Source organism: Rhodococcus sp. Q (genome assembly GCF_005503035.1).
In the GTDB taxonomy this organism is placed as follows: Bacteria; Actinomycetota; Actinomycetes; order Mycobacteriales; family Mycobacteriaceae; genus Rhodococcus_G.
On the sequence record NZ_SCOY01000001.1, the window covers coordinates 230596 to 246915 of the forward strand.

General features: G+C 69.1%; 14 protein-coding genes. 7 read left to right on the forward strand and 7 right to left on the reverse strand.

The window, feature by feature from the left end:
• Positions 1-4 precede the first annotated feature (4 nt).
• The 3 genes from FFS72_RS01175 to FFS72_RS01185 form a co-directional block, all read right to left on the reverse strand.
• The gene (locus tag FFS72_RS01175) at positions 5-1696 is read right to left on the reverse strand and encodes an FAD-binding protein (RefSeq protein ID WP_137872218.1); all 1692 of its coding nucleotides are present in this window, start codon (positions 1694-1696) and stop codon (positions 5-7) included.
• Positions 1696-2565, reverse strand: coding sequence for an alpha/beta fold hydrolase (locus tag FFS72_RS01180; RefSeq protein WP_050064124.1), 870 nt, complete (start codon positions 2563-2565; stop codon positions 1696-1698). Before FFS72_RS01180 ends, FFS72_RS01175 begins: the two co-directional genes overlap by 1 nt.
• Before the next feature lie 88 nt (positions 2566-2653).
• Positions 2654-3538, reverse strand: a complete 885-nt coding sequence (locus FFS72_RS01185; RefSeq protein WP_249353068.1) for an IclR family transcriptional regulator — start codon at positions 3536-3538, stop codon at positions 2654-2656.
• Positions 3539-3751: 213 nt separating this feature from the next.
• On the opposite strand from FFS72_RS01185, the gene FFS72_RS01190 reads away from it, so the two are divergent.
• Together FFS72_RS01190 and FFS72_RS01195 are read left to right on the forward strand one after the other, a co-directional pair.
• Complete coding sequence (locus FFS72_RS01190; protein WP_137872220.1) at positions 3752-4621, forward strand: LLM class F420-dependent oxidoreductase; 870 nt, start codon at positions 3752-3754, stop codon at positions 4619-4621.
• 38 nt (positions 4622-4659) lie between these two features.
• The gene (locus FFS72_RS01195; protein WP_137872221.1) at positions 4660-5142 is read left to right on the forward strand and encodes a nuclear transport factor 2 family protein; all 483 of its coding nucleotides are present in this window, start codon (positions 4660-4662) and stop codon (positions 5140-5142) included.
• 81 nt (positions 5143-5223) lie between these two features.
• Here the strand turns inward: FFS72_RS01195 and FFS72_RS01200 are convergent, their stop codons facing one another.
• Positions 5224-6825: an acyl-CoA synthetase gene (locus FFS72_RS01200; protein ID WP_137872222.1), complete on the reverse strand. Its 1602-nt coding sequence runs from the start codon at positions 6823-6825 to the stop codon at positions 5224-5226.
• A 194-nt stretch (positions 6826-7019) separates the two neighbouring features.
• Between FFS72_RS01200 and FFS72_RS01205 the strand changes: the two genes are divergently transcribed.
• Entirely contained in the window at positions 7020-7940 is a 921-nt protein-coding gene (locus tag FFS72_RS01205) for a 3-oxoacyl-ACP reductase (protein WP_137872223.1), read from the forward strand.
• Between the two features lie 18 nt (positions 7941-7958).
• Positions 7959-8702 (forward strand): SDR family NAD(P)-dependent oxidoreductase, encoded by a 744-nt coding sequence (locus FFS72_RS01210; RefSeq protein ID WP_137872224.1) that lies wholly within the window; start codon positions 7959-7961, stop codon positions 8700-8702.
• A gap of 61 nt (positions 8703-8763) precedes the next feature.
• Here the strand turns inward: FFS72_RS01210 and FFS72_RS01215 are convergent, their stop codons facing one another.
• Complete coding sequence (locus FFS72_RS01215) at positions 8764-9888, reverse strand: lipase family protein (protein WP_249353069.1); 1125 nt, start codon at positions 9886-9888, stop codon at positions 8764-8766.
• A gap of 142 nt (positions 9889-10030) precedes the next feature.
• Here FFS72_RS01215 and FFS72_RS01220 point away from each other — a divergent pair, with 142 nt between their 5' ends.
• Positions 10031-10621, forward strand: a complete 591-nt coding sequence (locus FFS72_RS01220; RefSeq protein ID WP_171018505.1) for a TetR/AcrR family transcriptional regulator — start codon at positions 10031-10033, stop codon at positions 10619-10621.
• A gap of 9 nt (positions 10622-10630) precedes the next feature.
• Here the strand turns inward: FFS72_RS01220 and FFS72_RS01225 are convergent, their stop codons facing one another.
• Positions 10631-11569: a DNA-3-methyladenine glycosylase family protein gene (locus FFS72_RS01225; RefSeq protein WP_137872226.1), complete on the reverse strand. Its 939-nt coding sequence runs from the start codon at positions 11567-11569 to the stop codon at positions 10631-10633.
• A gap of 140 nt (positions 11570-11709) precedes the next feature.
• Between FFS72_RS01225 and FFS72_RS01230 the strand changes: the two genes are divergently transcribed.
• Positions 11710-12141, forward strand: a complete 432-nt coding sequence (locus FFS72_RS01230; protein ID WP_137872227.1) for a WhiB family transcriptional regulator — start codon at positions 11710-11712, stop codon at positions 12139-12141.
• 44 nt (positions 12142-12185) lie between these two features.
• Here the strand turns inward: FFS72_RS01230 and FFS72_RS01235 are convergent, their stop codons facing one another.
• A complete protein-coding gene (locus FFS72_RS01235; protein ID WP_137872228.1) occupies positions 12186-12698 on the reverse strand; it encodes an Lrp/AsnC family transcriptional regulator in 513 nt (170 codons plus the stop codon).
• Positions 12699-12849: 151 nt separating this feature from the next.
• Between FFS72_RS01235 and FFS72_RS01240 the strand changes: the two genes are divergently transcribed.
• Complete coding sequence (locus tag FFS72_RS01240; protein ID WP_137872229.1) at positions 12850-16314, forward strand: indolepyruvate ferredoxin oxidoreductase family protein; 3465 nt, start codon at positions 12850-12852, stop codon at positions 16312-16314.
• Positions 16315-16320 lie beyond the last annotated feature (6 nt).

Below are 16320 nucleotides of genomic sequence, written 5' to 3' on the forward strand. Positions count from 1 at the left end.
GCCGTCAGGCGGACGCGCGTTCGGAGCTCTCGCTCAGTGGGAGCGTATGCGCGGCGGCATGCTTCGCGGCGAGATATCCGAAGACCATCGACGGACCGATCGTCGCCCCTGCACCCGCGTACTCGTTGCCCATCACCGACGCCGTGGTGTTGCCCGTCGCGTACAGCCCGGAGATGGCGCTGCCGTCGCCGCGGAGCACCCGCGCGTCCTCGTCGGTGACCAGCCCGCCCTTGGTGCCGAGGTCGCCGGCTTCGCAGCGGATCGCGTAGAACGGTCCCTTCACGATCTCGTCGAGGTTCGGGTTCTTCATCGTCGGGTCGCCGTAGTAGCGGTCGTAGGCACTGTCGCCTCGGCCGAAGTCCTCGTCCTTGCCGCTGCGGGCGAAGCCGTTGAACCGTTCGATCGTGGCGGTCAGCTTGTCCGCGGGAACGCCGATCTTCTCCGCCAGCTCGGCGAGGGTGTCCGCCTTGTGGATCACGCCGGAGTCGTAGAACCCCTGCGGGAACGGCATGTTCGGCAGCACCTGCGCGAACGGGTACCGGTTCTTCGCCTTCGTGTCCATCACGAACCACGCCGGCACGTGCCCGCCTTCGAGCTGGTCGTGCACGAAGTTCACGTACGGCGAGGACTCGTTGGTGAACCGTTCGCCCTCCGCGTTGACGATCACCGACGGCGGGATGCACCGCTCCGACACCAGCGGGATCACCGCGCCCATCGGGTGGAAGACCGACGGCATCCACCACGCGTCGTCCATCAGGTCGACCGCCGCGCCGAGTTCCAGCCCGGCACGGATGCCGTCACCCTTGTTCTCGCGGGCTCCCGCGCTGATGTTCGCGCGGCCGTGCTCGGGCAGGTACTCATCGCGCATCTGCTGGTTGTGGTCGAAACCGCCGGTCGCCAGCAGCACACCGCGACGCGCCCGGATCCGGACCGTGGCGCCCTCGCGTTCGGCGACCACGCCGATCACCGAGCCGTCGGGGGCGGTGACCAGTTCGGTCATCGACGTCCGCAGCCACAGCGGAACCCCGGCGTCCTTGAGGACCATCCGCAGGCGGGCGACCAGTGCGCGTCCACCGGTCGCCATGTGCCTGCGCCGCACCATGTTCGACGCGACCCGCCACGCCGCGACCATCGACGCCCGGCGGCCCGCCCAGGTCCGCTTGACCATCGCCAGGTCGTGGTAGTCCTTCGACGTCACCCACAGCCCCAAGGGGCCCTTCATGCTGTTCGGACGCTGGAACTGCTCGTCCTCCTTCAGCTTTCGGGTGTCGAAGGGAAGGCACTCGATGGTGCGGCCGAGTGCGCTGCCACCGTCTTCCTCCGGGTGGTAGTCCGAGTAGCCCTTCACCCAGTACAGCTTCATGTGCTTGCTGCGGTCGAGCAGCGTCATCAGCTTCGGTCCGCCGTCGATGTAGGCGTCGATCCGGGAGTCGGGGACGGTGCCCGCGGTCAACGTCTTCAGGTAGCGGCGGATCGCGGCGGGCTCGTCGCCACCCCCCTTGCGGGTCAGCGTGGGGGCGTTGGGAATCCAGATGCCGCCACCGGAGATGGCGGTGGACCCGCCGAACTTCTTGCCCTTCTCGATGATCAGGGTGTCGAGTCCGAGGTCGGCGGCCGCGATACCGGCGGACATGCCGCCGCCTCCGCTCCCGACGATGAGGAAATCGACTGTGGTGTCCCATTTCTGGTCGGTCATCAGGCGTCCTTGCGGGTGAGGAAGGCGAGCACCGCGGACGTCCAGGCTTCCTTGGCCTCGATCATCGTCCAGTGCCCGCAGTTCGGGAAGACGTGCAGTTCGGCGTTCGGGATGTCGCGCATCGGCAGCATCGCCATGTCGACGGGGCTGACGCGGTCGTCGCGACCCCAGGTGAGCATCGTCGGAGCCTGCACCTTGTGCAGCTGCGCCCAGTACGGGGTCACTCCCGAGGCCTTCGCGGCCGCGGTGTTCGCGGCGAACGCCTTGCTGCTGTACATCCGGGCGGCGATCTCCAGGGTCAGCGGCTCGGTGGCCAGCGCCCAGCGCTCCTCGATCAGCTGCTCGGTGACGACGGCCGGGTCGTAGACCATCGAGTGCAGCCACCGGATCAGGCCCTCGCGGGTCGGGTTGTCCGTGAACTCCATCAGCAGCTTGATGCCCTCACCGGGTGCGGGCGCGAAGACGTTCCTGCCGATACCGCCGATCGTGACCAGCTTGTTCACCCGCTGCGGCGCGTTGATGGCGACGTTGGTGGCGACGATGCCGCCCATCGAGTTGCCGATCATGTGCACCGGCTCGTCGATGCCGAGCGCATCGAGGAACGTCCCTACCGAGGCGCCTGCCATCACCATCGGGTGACCGTCGCCGGGGTCGCTGACGCCGAAGCCGGGGAACTCGAGCACGAGGCACCGGAAGTGCTCGGCGAAGTCCCCGAGGATGCCGCGGTAGTTGCGCCACCCGGTGACGCCGGGACCGGAGCCGTGCAGCAGCAACAGCGGCGGCCCGTCGCCTGCCTCGTGGTATCGCAGTACGCCGAGGTCGGTGGAGACCTCCCGCTTGGTGCCCTCGTAGGTCAGTTCGCTCGTCATACGTCGACGCTTTCAGGTCGGGTCGCGCTGCGGGAGAATGATTCCCGATCAGCGAGATGGTTTCTGGTGGTCCGCCGGTTTTTCGGCGTCAGATCCAGCCGCCGACGCGACCGCCGAGGACACGGGTGCGCGCCTCCGGCGACCAGGTGTCCGCGGGAACGGGCGCAGCGGGCCGCACGGGACGCCGCGCGGCACCGAGCTCGGGGTACAGCGTGCGCCCGATCTGCTGCGCGGCGTCCACGACGAGCGGTGCGATGCGTTCGAGCGGCGCGGTTCGGACGTCGCCGCTGATCGAGAGGGACGCCACCGGCCCCTCCGGTCCACGGATCGCCGCTCCGACGCAGGCCACGCCCCGCGACGACTCCTCCCGCTCGAACGCGAGTCCGCGGCGCTGCCGGATCCGGTTCAGTTCGAGGTGCAGGGTGGCCAGGCCGGTGATGGTGTTCGGGGTGGTCCGGACGAGACGTTCACCGCACAGCGCATCGACGTGCTCGGGGTCGAGCCACGCGAGGAACGCCTTGCCTCCGGCGGTCGTGTGCGCGGGCGTGCGGCCGCCCACCCGGGAGGGAATCGTACTCGCCATCCGCCCGCCGACCTTGTCGAGGCACACCATCTCGTGGGCGTCGAGCACGGACAGGTGCACGACCATGCCGGTCTGCATGTGCAGCTCGTGGAGCAGCGGTGCTGCGGCCTCGCGGATCTCGGCCTGACCGTTGTCCCCACCCGCACCGAGGGCGCGCCTGCCGAGCCGGTAGCCGAAGGTGGCGTGCTCGATCCAGTTGAGCTTGACCAGGGAGTCCAGGATGCGGTGCACGGTCGAGCGCGGCAGTCGGGACCGGCAGGCGACCTCTTCGAGGGTGAGGCGAGCGGCACGGCCGTCGAAGGCGTCGAGGATCAGGGTCATCCGCTCGACCATCGAGGGCGGGACCTCGCGGGGGGCATTGCGGGCGGGGGCGTCGGTGGTGACCGTCATGACGACTCCTCCAGGGTCCGGCGGATCGAGGCTCGATTCCGCAAAACTGAAATCAATTCTGATACCGTACCTCATGAAAAGTGATCCAGGCCACCCCCTGTGTGAAATGGCGGTCCCGATCACCGGAAGACTTCCGCTCCGCCCCCCCTCGGGTGCGATAGAAACGCCAGTCGGGCCGGAGCACGGTCCACCCAACGACGAAGGACCGCGGCCATGCGAATCGGGATCGTGACCCCCGTACTCATCCAGCACCCCGGAACCCGAGCCGACTGGGAGACGGGCGCAGGCATCGACGACGTCGCCGCGATCGCCGCTGCAGCCGACCGCCTCGGCTACCACCACGTCACCTGCAGCGAACACGTCGCCGTTCCCACCGACGTCGCCGCCGAGCGCGGCGGCACGTACTGGGATCCGCTGTCCACCTTCGGTTACCTCGCCGCCCGCACCACCCGGATCCGGCTCGTCACCCAGGTCCTCGTGCTCGGCTACCACCACCCCCTCGAGATCGCGAAGCGCTATGGCACCCTCGACCGGATCAGCGGCGGACGCGTCACCCTCGGCCTCGGCGTCGGCAGCCTGCGCGAGGAGTTCGACCTGATCGGAGCGGAATTCGAGGGTCGCGGCGCCCGCGCCGACGACGCGCTGCGCGCCCTGCGAGCAGGACTCGGCCGGTCCACTCCCGAGTACCACGGCGAGTTCTACGACTTCGCCGGCATGGTGGTCGAACCGCACGCCGTCCAGGACCACCTCCCCCTCTGGATCGGCGGACGAACTCGCCGCTCGCTGCGGCGGGCCGTCGAGCTGGGCGACGGCTGGGTGCCGTTCGGCCTGCGCCTGGACGACCTCACGGCGATGCTCGCGGCTACGCCGCGGCCTGTGGGAATGGACGTCGTGCTGGCCGCCGGGCGCGCCCTCGACCCGCTCGGCTCCCCCGACGCCGCGGCCCGCGCGCTGATGCGCCTGCGCGACGCGGGCGCCACGATCGCAGGCGTCACCCTCGACGCGTCCGGCGTCGACCACTACGTCGACCAGCTGGCGACGCTGGTCGAGCTGGCTCGCCCCCTCGGCATCGAATTCGACTGATAGACAGCAGAACCGATCGACAACGGAGAGGACCCCCTATGACCGACACCGCCGAGCTCGTCGCACGGCTCGCCGACCGCGTCCAGCTGCTCGAGGACAAGCTGGCGATCATGAACCTCATCAGCTCGTACGGCCCGGCCGTCGACAGCGGCCAGGCGGACAAGGTCTCCGGTCTGTGGACCGAGGACGGCCTGTACGACGTCGACACCGGCGCCATGCACGGCCGCGGCGAGATCGAGGCCATGGTCCACTCCCGAAACCACCAGTCCTACATCCACGGCGGCAGCGGCCATCTGCTCTACCCACCGCACATCAAGCTGGACGGCGACACCGCGGTCGCGACCTGCCATTCGCAGCTGGTGCTGCGCGACACCGAGACCGGCGTGTACGGCGTTGCACGGATCACCGCGAACCGGTGGGAGCTCTCCCGCATCGACGGCGAGTGGAAGGTCACCCGGCGGGTGGGCCGGGTGCTCAACGGCGGTGACGAGGGCCGCGGCATCCTCTCCTCCGGCGTCTGACCACGCCCCATGTCCGACCGAAGGTCACCTTCACGCGCGTCACGCGCATGAAGGTGACCTTCGGCTTTCCGGGGCAGAGGATCAGAGGCGGATGGCCTGCTCCTGCAGGGTCGCCTTCGCCCAGCGGTAGTCGGCCTTGCCCGCGGGCGACCGGACGATCGCGTCCACCGCGACCATCGTGCGCGGCGCCTTGTAGCGGGCGACCTGCGTGCTCACATGTTCGATCAGCTCGTCCAGCTCGGGCAGGTCGACGCCGTCGCGGGCCTGCACGACCGCGCCCACCCGCTGCCCGTACCGCTCGTCGTCGATACCGGCGACCAGGGCGTCCAGGATCGCGGGATGGCTCTTGATCGCCATCTCCACCTCCTCGGGGTAGACCTTCTCGCCGCCGGTGTTGATGCACGTCGACCCGCGTCCGAGCAGCACGATGCGTCCGTCGCTCTCCACCCGGCCCATGTCACCGAGCACCGCCGTCCGCACCCCGTCCACGACCGGGAACGTCGCCGCGGTCTTCTCCGCGTCGCCCCAGTAGCCGAGAGGCACGTTGCCCGACCTCGCGATGTACCCGACCTCGTCGGAGCCCGGCGGGATCGGCTGCCGACGCTCGTCGACGACCCGGACGTTCGGCTTCGCCGCGATCCGCATCAACCCGTCGGCACCGATCTCCAGGTTGCCGTCCACCCCGGATTCCGATGCGCCGAAGCCGTCGCGGATGGTCAGATTCGGCAGTGCCGCGACGAGTTGCTCCCGCACGGAGAGGGAGAACAGCGCCCCGCCGGAACTGACTGCCAGCAGCGAGGAGAGGTCGAACTCGGAACCCCGTTCCGTGACGACGTCCGCGACGGGGCGGGCCATCGCGTCACCGACGACGGTCAGCGTGGTCGCCCGCTCACGTTCGACGATCCGGAGCGCCTCCTCCGCGTCGAACCTCGGCATCAGCGCGTGGGTGGCGCCGAGGCAGAACGCGGTGAACACCGAGTACAGGGCGGCGCCGTGAATGAGCGGTGCGGTCAGCACCCACGTCATCGGCGGGATGTGCGGAACGGCGGCCGTGAGCGCCTCGGTTCCGTCGTAGGGGTCGCCGAACGGGTTGCCGCCGCTGAGCGCGGCGTGGAAGAAGTCCTCGTGGCGCCACATGACGCCCTTCGGCATGCCGGTGGTACCGCCGGTGTACACGATGAACAGGTCGTCGGAACTGCGTTCGGGGAAGTCGCGATCGCCGGGCTGGACGGCGACGGCGGCATGGAAGTCCGCGGTCGTGACCTTCCCCCATTCGACCGCACCCGCGTCTCCCACCGTGACGACGTGCCGAACTGTCGGGGCCTGAGGCAGGACAGATGCTGTGGTGGCGCCGAACTCGCCGTCCGCGACGACGGCGACCAGCTCTGCGTTGGAGAACAGGTAGGAGAGTTCGGCGCCGACGTAGCGGTAGTTGACGTTGACGGGGACCGCCCGGATCTTGAGGCACGCCAGCAGCGATTCGACGAACTCGACGCTGTTGCGCATGTACATGCCGACGTGGTCACCCGCGCCGACTCCCACGGCCGCGAGATGGTGGGCGAGGCGGTTGGCGGCGGCGTCGAGCTCGGCGTACGTCAGCCGTGCCTCTCCGCACACGATGGCGGTGCGGTCGGGGACGGCGTCCGCGGCGGCTTCGAACAGGTCTGCGAGGTTGAGCGACATTCAAGAGCCCCTTCTGACACAGGTGTGATCGGCTTGGCAGAAGGTTCCACACCGGTCTCCAGTGGCGTGGGTCACTCCCGAACACCGGGATCGCCGACGCAGTGGGACACACCCTTGCTACGAACTAGAATGAATACTAATTTTCGGAATGCGCCGTCGGAGGAACCGCGGCAACCGAACACGGGAGAGACCTCATGGGTGAATCTGTCAGCTTGGCGGGCAAAGCCGCCGTCGTCACCGGCGCCGGAGCGGGCCTCGGCCGCGCCGAAGCACTCGCGCTCGCCGCCGCGGGCGCCGCGGTCGTCGTCAACGACATGGGCCAGGCCGCACACGACGTCGCGGAGGAGATCGTCGCGGCCGGCGGTCAGGCCGTCGGAGTCACCGGCGACGTCTCCGACTGGTCGCTCGGCGGCCGCCTCGTCGAGGAGTCCCTGAAGAACTTCGGCACCTTCGACATCCTCGTCAACAACGCGGGCATCCTCCGCGACAAGATGGTCTTCAACCTCACCGAATCGGACTGGGACGACGTCATCCGCGTCCACCTCAAGGGCCACGCCGCGACCTCCCACGCCGCCGCCGTGCACTGGCGGAACGCGAGCAAGGCGGCGGGCGCACCCGTCTACGGCCGCGTGATCAACACGTCCTCCGAGGCATTCCTGTTCGGCTCGGCCGGACAGCCCAACTACTCGGCGGCGAAGGCGGGCATCACCGCGCTGACGCTGTCCACCTCGCAGGGCCTGGCCCGCTACGGCGTCACCGCCAACGCGATCTGCCCCCGCGCCCGGACCGCGATGACCGCGGAGGCATTCGGTGAGGCGACGCCTGCCGACGGACTCGACGCGCTCGCACCCGAACGGGTCGGCACCCTCGTCAGCTACCTCGCCTCGCCCGCGTCGCGCGAGATCACCGGGCAGGTGTTCGTGGTCTACGGGAAGATGGTCGCACTGATGGCGCCGCCGAAGGTCGAGAACCGCTTCGACGCAGCCGGTTCCGCGTTCACCGTCGACGAGCTCGACCAGCAGCTGTCGTCGTACTTCACCGGTCGCGGGCAGTACGAGACGTACTCCGCCTACAGCGTCGCCGAGTTGGAGAAGGCCGCACTCGCGGTCGACTGACACGAAGGAGAACGTGACATGAGGCTCGAGAACAAGGTCGCCGTCGTCACCGGCGGCGCGGGCGGCATCGGACGCGGCATCGTCCGCGCGTTCACCAAGGAAGGCGCGAAGGTCCTGTTCGTCGACATCAACGACGATGCGGGACACGCCCTCGAAGCCGAACTCGGTGGTGCCGCACGGTTCCTGAACGCCGACATCTCCGTGGAAGCGAGCGCCGCTGCCATCGTGGCGGCGGCGGTCGAGACCTTCGGCAAGGTCGACGTCCTGGTCAACAATGCGCACGCGTCCCGGCAGGCACCCTTGCTGCAGACCACCCAGGAGATGCTGGACCTGTCGTTCGGGACCGGCTTCTACCCGACGTTCTGGCTGATGAAGGCGGCGCATCCGCAGCTCGCCGCGAACCGGGGTTCGGTGATCAACTTCGCGTCCGGTGCGGGTATCGAGGGCCAGCTGACACAGGGGTCGTACGCCGCCGCGAAGGAGGCGATCCGGGCGATCAGCCGCGTCGCCGCCAACGAGTGGGCCGCCGACGACGTCAACGTCAACATCATCTCGCCGCTGGCACTGACCGAGGGCGTCCAGGCCTATATCGAGGCGAACCCCGGTGTCGAGGAAGCACTGCTCGCGAAGACCCCGCTGCACCGGTTCGGCGACCCCGAGTCCGACATCGGCCGGGTCGCGGTGTTCCTCGCCAGCGCCGACGCGAGTTACATGACCGGCCAGACCCTGATGGTCGACGGCGGCAGCATCAAGCTCCGCTGACACCCGTGCGCACTTCTGGTGGTGCGAGCCACCAGAAGTGCGCACAGTGATCGCCCCGCGTCTACCGCAGTGCCGCAACGAACGCCTGTGCGTCCTCCAGGGAGGCCGCGACGCTGGCGCGATGGTCGGCGCCCTCGTAGGTGCGCAGATCCACCTGAGCGCCCTTGTCGCGCAAGCTCTTCACCACGACATCGGTCGCGGCAGGCGTCACGAGCTGATCGGTCGTCCCCTGCGCGACGAGCAGCGGCACCTTCGGCGACGCGTTCGCCGGCTCCTGCGCCGTGAGGTACTGCGTCCACGGTCCCAGATCCGCGTCGGGGCGGATCGCCTTGTCGACGGGCACCGACGGGATCGCAGCCCGGATGTCGGCGATGCAGCCGGTGCGCGCGGCGGCCATCAGCGGCTCGGCCTCAGGCGTGGCGATCGCCTCGGGGTCGACTGCGGAGTCAGCGGCCGCGGCCCCGAGCAGGATGATCGGGAAGAAGGCCAGCGCGGGGGCGATCGCGGGGTTCCCCGACTTGATGTACGCGGGCGTCTGACTCAGGCCACTGCCGGGCGCGACCGAGATCGCCCCCAGCAGTGAGAGTTCCGGTGCGTAGTCGACGGCCAGCTCGGAGGCGCTGATCGCGGCGGCACCACCCTGACTGTGGCCGCCGACGACCCACCGGCTTCCGACCGCGGGGTCGAGATTCCGTGCTGCCCGGACGATGTCGGTCACCGCGTTCGACTCGGACCGGGCGTTGAGATAGGTGTGGTCGCCGGGCGTGCCCATGCCTTCGTAGTCGGTCTGGACGACGACGTAGCCCGCCTTCACCCACTCGTCGAGGGTTGCGCTCACGGCGCCGACGTAGTCGTGGACCGGACCGTCGAGGGTGTCCCGGGAGGGTGCGCACACGTCGGCGATGCCGGTGGTGCCGTGCGCCCAGCTGAGCACCGGCCACCCGCCCTCCGGCGCGACGCCCTGCGGGATCGCAACGGTACCGGTGACGACGATCGGCTTCCCGCTGCCGTTCTCGGACAGGTAGGTGACGGCTTCGCTGCGGGCGGCGCTCGGCAGCACGGCCGCGTTGGTCAACGGATGCGCCGAGACCACGTCACCGGCTTCCGGGATGAGCCCGGCGTCATCGGAGCCGGTCGCGATGGACCCGGTCCATACCGTCGCGGCGGCCGCGATCCCTCCTATCATTCGGAGCGAGACAGTGGAGAGGGACGGGTGCATGGTGCCTCCGAGCAGAGTGGCGAGGCGGGCATGCCTCACAGACAATTAAGAAGGATTTCTTAGTACCGTGACAGAGACGCAGCAGTCAAGGGGTAAGGAGTCGCTCGTTGTGACCGCCGAGCGGCTCGTCGCCGAGCGCGGCCTGCACGGCGTCCGGGTCAGCGAGGTCGTCCGGGAGGCGGGCCACAAGAACAATTCCGCCGTCGTCTACCACTTCGGATCATGGGAAGGGCTGCTCCAGGCCGTGTGGCAACGGCACACCGAACCGGTCGCCATCGACCGTGCCGTCTTCATCGCGGCCGCGGTCGACCGCGGCGACTACGACCTGTCCGCGATGGTCGAGGCGTACGTGCGACCGATCGTCGCGGAACTCGGTCGGCACCAACCGAGCTACTGGGCGCGGTTCAACGAGCAGTGGCTCGCCACGATCGCCCTCGACATCTTCACGCTCGACGACAAGACCATCGCCCGACAACCCCGCGCGGACACGACGACGCTGGTCCACAACCTGCTCCTCGACATCGCCGACTCGTTGGACCATCTGAGCGATGCGGCCCGAACCCGCCGGACGGCCCTGATGACGCGGTACGTCATCGCGGCGCTGGCCGCCTGGGAGCGCGGCGACGAGGACAGCCAGTCCCTCGACGACCTCGCGCAGGACCTCGTCAGCACGTCCCTCGCGATGCTCCGGGCACCGTAGGCGGGCCCGTCACCGCATGCGGTGGTCGGTGACCGCCGTGCGGGGTCCGAACTTCGGCTTCACGGCCTGACCACTGACCTCCAGCAGTCGGACGGCCCGATAGCGCTGGGGGCGAAGAGGTTCCAGGTACTCGACCATCCCTGCATCGTCGAGCGGCCGACCGAGCAGCGACCATCCGACCATCGCGGCGAGGTGGAAGTCCCCGACCGACAGCGCGTCGGCGTCACCGAGTGCGCGTTGGGCGACCTCGGCGGCGGTCCACACCCCGATCCCGGGGACGGCGCGCAGCCGGGTCGACGCCTCGTCCGGAGGCAGCGTCGCCGCCAGTTCGAGGCGGTCGGCGACCACGGCGGCGGTGACGATGGTGCGGGACCGTTTCGGATCGACCCCCGCGCGGTGGAATTCCCACGACGGAATGCGGCGCCACACGTCAGCCGTCGGAGGCACCCGCATCCCCGCGGGCGCGGGTCCGGGGGCGGGAACACCGTGCGCTGTGACCAGCCGTCGCCAGGACGCGCGGGCCGCGATGCCGTGCACTTTCTGTTCCAGGACGGCCGGCACGAGGGATTCGAAGACGCGCCCGGTCCGGGGGATGCGCAGGCCCGGCAGGCGCCGGTGCGCCTCGGCGAGTTTCGGGTGCTCGGGAGCGAAATCCGTTGCGGTGTCGCACTCTCCGAGGAGTTCGGGCAGGGCGTCGACGAACTCCCGCGCACCGTCACCCCACGCGCGAACGCCGACGGTCGTGGCGTCGATCTGCACGAGGCGACCGGTGACGGGACCGCTGCGCATCATCGACGTCCGCCACAGCGCACCGTCCGAGGCGATGTGGTGGCAGGGGTCGCCTCGTCCGCGGCCGAGTATCGCGAGCGACGCCACCAGGAGCAGGGGCCGATCGCTGCGGTGCAGTGTTTCCACCTCCCCACCATTCGCGAACCCGGAACCCGTCATGGTGTCCACCATAGGGACGTGTCGGACGTCATGCCCCCGTCCGGCGGTCCGGGACGTTCGACCCTGTTGCCGCGGCATGCCGTCACGCAAGGGTGAGGGGTGAGCCCACGCGAGTGCGGGGCAGGCAGGAGGAGCCGGAGATGGGCACTGTGACCACCGGAGCGAGCGACGTTGCGTCGTGGTACGTCGACCCCGACCGGCCCTGCGCTCAGACCCCCGAGGCGTGGTGGTTCCCCGCGCCGCGCGCGTCCCGGACCACGACCGCTCAGGTTGCGGCCCTGTGTGTCCAGTGTCCGGTCCGCGCGCAGTGTGCCGACGACGCCCGCGTCTGCGACGACCGCTACGGCATTCGCGCCGGGGTCGATCTCGGCCACGTCGCCGAACCGGACCGGTCCCTCGTGCTCGCGCAGATCGCGGGGTCGCCCGCACCGGACAGCGAGCCGATCGCGGTGGGACGTAAAGGCTTTCGCCGGGCACCTGCGGAACTGATCCACCTGCCGCGGGCCGGTGTCACGCACAGGGCGGACGCCGGTCGAGTGTCGGCAGCACCTCGTGCGATGACACTTCGGTAGGCGTTCGGCCGCCGCCTTCGGCCGGCGGCCGACTGCCCTGTCGCTCAGCCCTCGTCGCGATCACCCGCTGCCGACCGCCCATGTCCCGCCTGGTGGGTGAGGTTGTCGATCAGCGGCTGCGTGCGGTACTTGATCGCGGTGGTCAGCGCCAGGGTGGTCGAGGTGTGTGCGACGCCCTCGATGCCGAGGATCCGCTCGAGGACATGGAGGAGTTCCTCGTGGGAGGGCGCCGCGATGCGGATGAGCAGGTCCTCGCGTCCCGTCGTCGTGTGCGCCTCGAGCACCTCCGGTATCTCGCGAAGTTGCTCGAGGACGCCCTTCAACCTGCCCTGGACGGTCTCGGCTCCGACGAACGCCAGTACCGGTAGCCCGACGGTGGGGAAGTCGATGTCCGGACGGTAGCCGGACACCACGCCGGTCTCCTCGAGCCGCCGCATTCGGGACGCGACGGTGTTCCGGGCGACGCCGAGACGGGAGGCCAGATCCATGATCTGCGCTCGTGGGTCCGCGGTGAGGAGTTCGAGTAGTGCGGCGTCGAGTTCGTCGATACTGATCACGGTGCTGCTCTCCCTGGAGTGATGTGGGTCACAACTGATCATACTGCCACGCTGAAACTCCGACTGTTGACGCTGCCGATACCTAGTTCGATCATTACTGCACCTCAAGGATGCAATTCGACTCCGCAGCGACCAGCAGAGGAGCCACACAATGACCGAACTCGCCGACCACCCCTCCGTAGCGAGTCCGTACGACCTCGACGACCGCTACCGACCCGGCACGGGACCCGTGCTGCTCACCGGTGTGCAGGCCATCGCCCGACTCCTCGTCGAACAGCATGTACGCGACCTGCGTGCAGGTCACCGCGTCGGAACCTTCGTCTCCGGCTACCAGGGCAGCCCCCTCGGCGGCGTCGACAAGATGCTGCTGGGCATGCCCACCGTGCTCACCGAGCACGACATCACGTTCGTCCCCGGACTCAACGAGGAACTCGCCGCCACCTCGGTGTGGGGCAGCCAGGCCGACCTGAGCGAGTTCGGCGGAACCGCCACCCACGACGGCGTCGTCGGCGTCTGGTACGGCAAGGGCCCCGGCGTGGACCGCGCCACCGACGCCCTGCGGCACGCGAACATGTACGGCGTCAGCTCCCGTGGCGGCATGCTGCTGCTCGTCGGCGACGACCCCGCATCGAAGTCGTCCACCGTCCCCGCCGTCAGCGAACGATCGCTCGCCGCGCTCGGCATTCCGGTCCTGTTCCCGCGCAACGCCGCCGAGATCGTCACGATGGGAATGCACGGCATCGCGATGTCCCGGGCGTCGGGCTGCATCGTCGCGCTCAAGATCATCGCCGACGTCGCCGACGGCGCGTGGAGCATCGACGGCACCGTCTCCGACATCGACATCACCGTCCCCGAGATCAGCTGGGAAGGACGTCCGTTCACGTATCTGCAGCGCCCGATGGCCGTCCCGACGGACAGCGTGATCGCCGAAGCCGACCTGTACGGCCCGCGCACCGAGCTGGTCCGTGCCTACGGCGCCGCCAACCACCTCGACGTCGTCGAGGTGAACCCACGCTCGGCGCGCATCGGATTGGCCGCCACCGGAAGCACGTTCGACGCCCTTCGTCAGGCGCTGACGGACCTCGGCGTCGACGAGCAGGCGATGCACCGCGCGGGAATCCGTCTGTTGCGCATCGGGATGCCGACGCCCCTCGGCGCCGACCGCGTCCTCGATTTCGCCGCCGGACTCGAACGCCTCGTCGTGGTCGAGGACAAGACCGCGTTCGTCGAGACACAGATCCGGGAGATCCTCTACGGCACCGAGCACACGCCGCAGATCCTCGGCAAGCGGGACGCGGACGGCCGGCCGCTGATGCCGGTCGACGGCGAACTGACGGCGGGCCGGATCGCCGGTCCGCTGCGCCGCGTGCTTCGGGATGTGGTGGAGACGAAAAAGGCCCTGCCACCGCAGCTCTCGCTGGAGGTTCTGTCGACCGAGCGCACCCCCTACTTCTGTAGCGGCTGCCCGCACAACCGCTCCACGGCGCTGCCGGAGGGCTCGATCGGCGGCGGCGGCATCGGCTGCCACACGATGGTCACCATCTCGAACCGCGAGGACAGCAAGGTCACCGGCCTGACCCAAATGGGCGGTGAGGGAAGCCAGTGGATCGGGCAGGCCCCGTTCACGGACATCCCGCACCTGTTCCAGAACGTTGGCGACGGCACCTTCTTCCACTCCGGGCAGCTCGCCGTGCAGGCATGCGTCGCCGCGGGCGTGAACATCACCTACAAGTTGCTCTACAACGAAGTCGTCGCCATGACCGGCGCCCAGGACGCCCAGGGCATGCTCACCGTCGCGCAGCTGACCCACAAGCTCACCACCGAGGGCGTCAAGAAGATCGTCATCTGCGCCGACGAACCCAAACGGCACAACAAGAAGCAGCTCGCCAAGGGCACCGTGCTGTGGCATCGGGACCGCCTCGACGAGGCGCAGCGGATGCTCCGCGAGATCGACGGTGTCACGGTGCTGATCTACGACCAGCACTGCGCCGCCGACGCTCGCCGTCAGCGCAAGCGCGGCACCCTGCCCGCTCGCACCACCCGCGTCGTCATCAACGAAGCGGTGTGCGAGGGCTGCGGCGACTGCGGCACCAAGTCGAACTGCCTGTCGGTGCAACCGGTGGAGACGGAGTTCGGCCGCAAGACCCGGATCGACCAGACGTCGTGCAACACCGACTACTCGTGCCTCGACGGCGACTGCCCGTCCTTCGTCACTGTCGAGGAGGCTCCTCCGGGTAAGGCCAAGTCCGCCAAGAAGTCCCGCCGCACGCCTCCTGCCGTCACCGCCCCCGAACTCGGGGCGCCGACCGGAACGCAGAACGTCTACCTCGTTGGCATCGGCGGCACCGGCATCGTCACCGTCAACCAGGTACTCGGCACCGCCGCCCTGCGCGCCGGATACGAGGTGGAGTCGCTCGACCAGATCGGCCTGAGCCAGAAGGCCGGCCCCGTCGTCTCGCATCTGCGCTTCTCCACCGGAGCGCTCGAGCCCTCGAACCGGCTCACGCCGGGCAGCGCGGACGCGATCATCGCGTTCGATCTGCTCACCACCGCGACCCCGAAGAACCTCGCGTTCGGTGACCGCTCGTCGACGGTGACGGTGGCCTCGACCAGCCGGACACCGACCGGGGACATGGTGTACGACAAGTCGGTTCGTCACCCCGACGAGGATCAGCTGCTGGACCGGATCCGCACGATGTCACGGTCGGTGTCGTCGTTCGACGCCCTGGCCGCCGCGCAGGAACTGTTCGGCAGCACGACGTCCGCGAACTTCCTGCTGATCGGTGCTGCGTTTCAGTCCGGTGGGCTGCGCATCCCTGCCGACGCGATCGAGGAGGCCATCGGAATCAACGGCGTCGCGGTCGACACCAACCTCGCGGCCTTCCGCTGGGGCCGCGTCGCGATCGCCGACCCCGTCACCTTCCGCGCGGCGACGGAGCACGCACCCCGTGCACCGAAACCGGTTCCCGCACATCTCCTGTCGGAAACGACACTGGATGGCGAGGTTCGCCGCCTCGTCGAACGGCGTGCAGCGGACCTCGTCGACTTCCAGTCGGAGAAGCTGGCACGGCGGTACATCGAGGCAGTGCAGGAAGCATGGGCTGCCGAGCGTGATGTCACCGATCGCACCGAGTTCAGCGAAGCAGTGGCCCGCGGACTGTACAAGTTCACCGCGTACAAGGACGAGTACGAGGTCGCGCGGTTGCTCGTCGACCCCGACTTCGTCGCGGACGTGCAGTCGCAGGTCCCGGGTGGCACGCAGTTGACGTACAAGCTGCACCCGCCTGCGCTGCGCACCTTGGGCCGGAAGAAGAAGATCGGCCTCGGCCCGAAGTCGCATGCGGCGCTGAAGGTTCTCGCGAAGGGCAAGGTGCTGCGCGGAACCAAGCTGGATCCGTTCGGCTACGCGCACGTGCGCCGCGTCGAGCGGGACCTGCTCGCGCACTACACCGCGACGGTGCACGACCTGGCGACCTCCCTGACCGCCGACACGTACGACCGCGCCGTCGAGATCGCCGCGCTGCCGGACCTGGTCCGCGGCTACGAGTCCGTCAAGCTCGGCAACGTCGAGCTGTACCGCGACCGCCTCCGGGCCCTCGGCGTCACTTTCCACTAGAGGTGA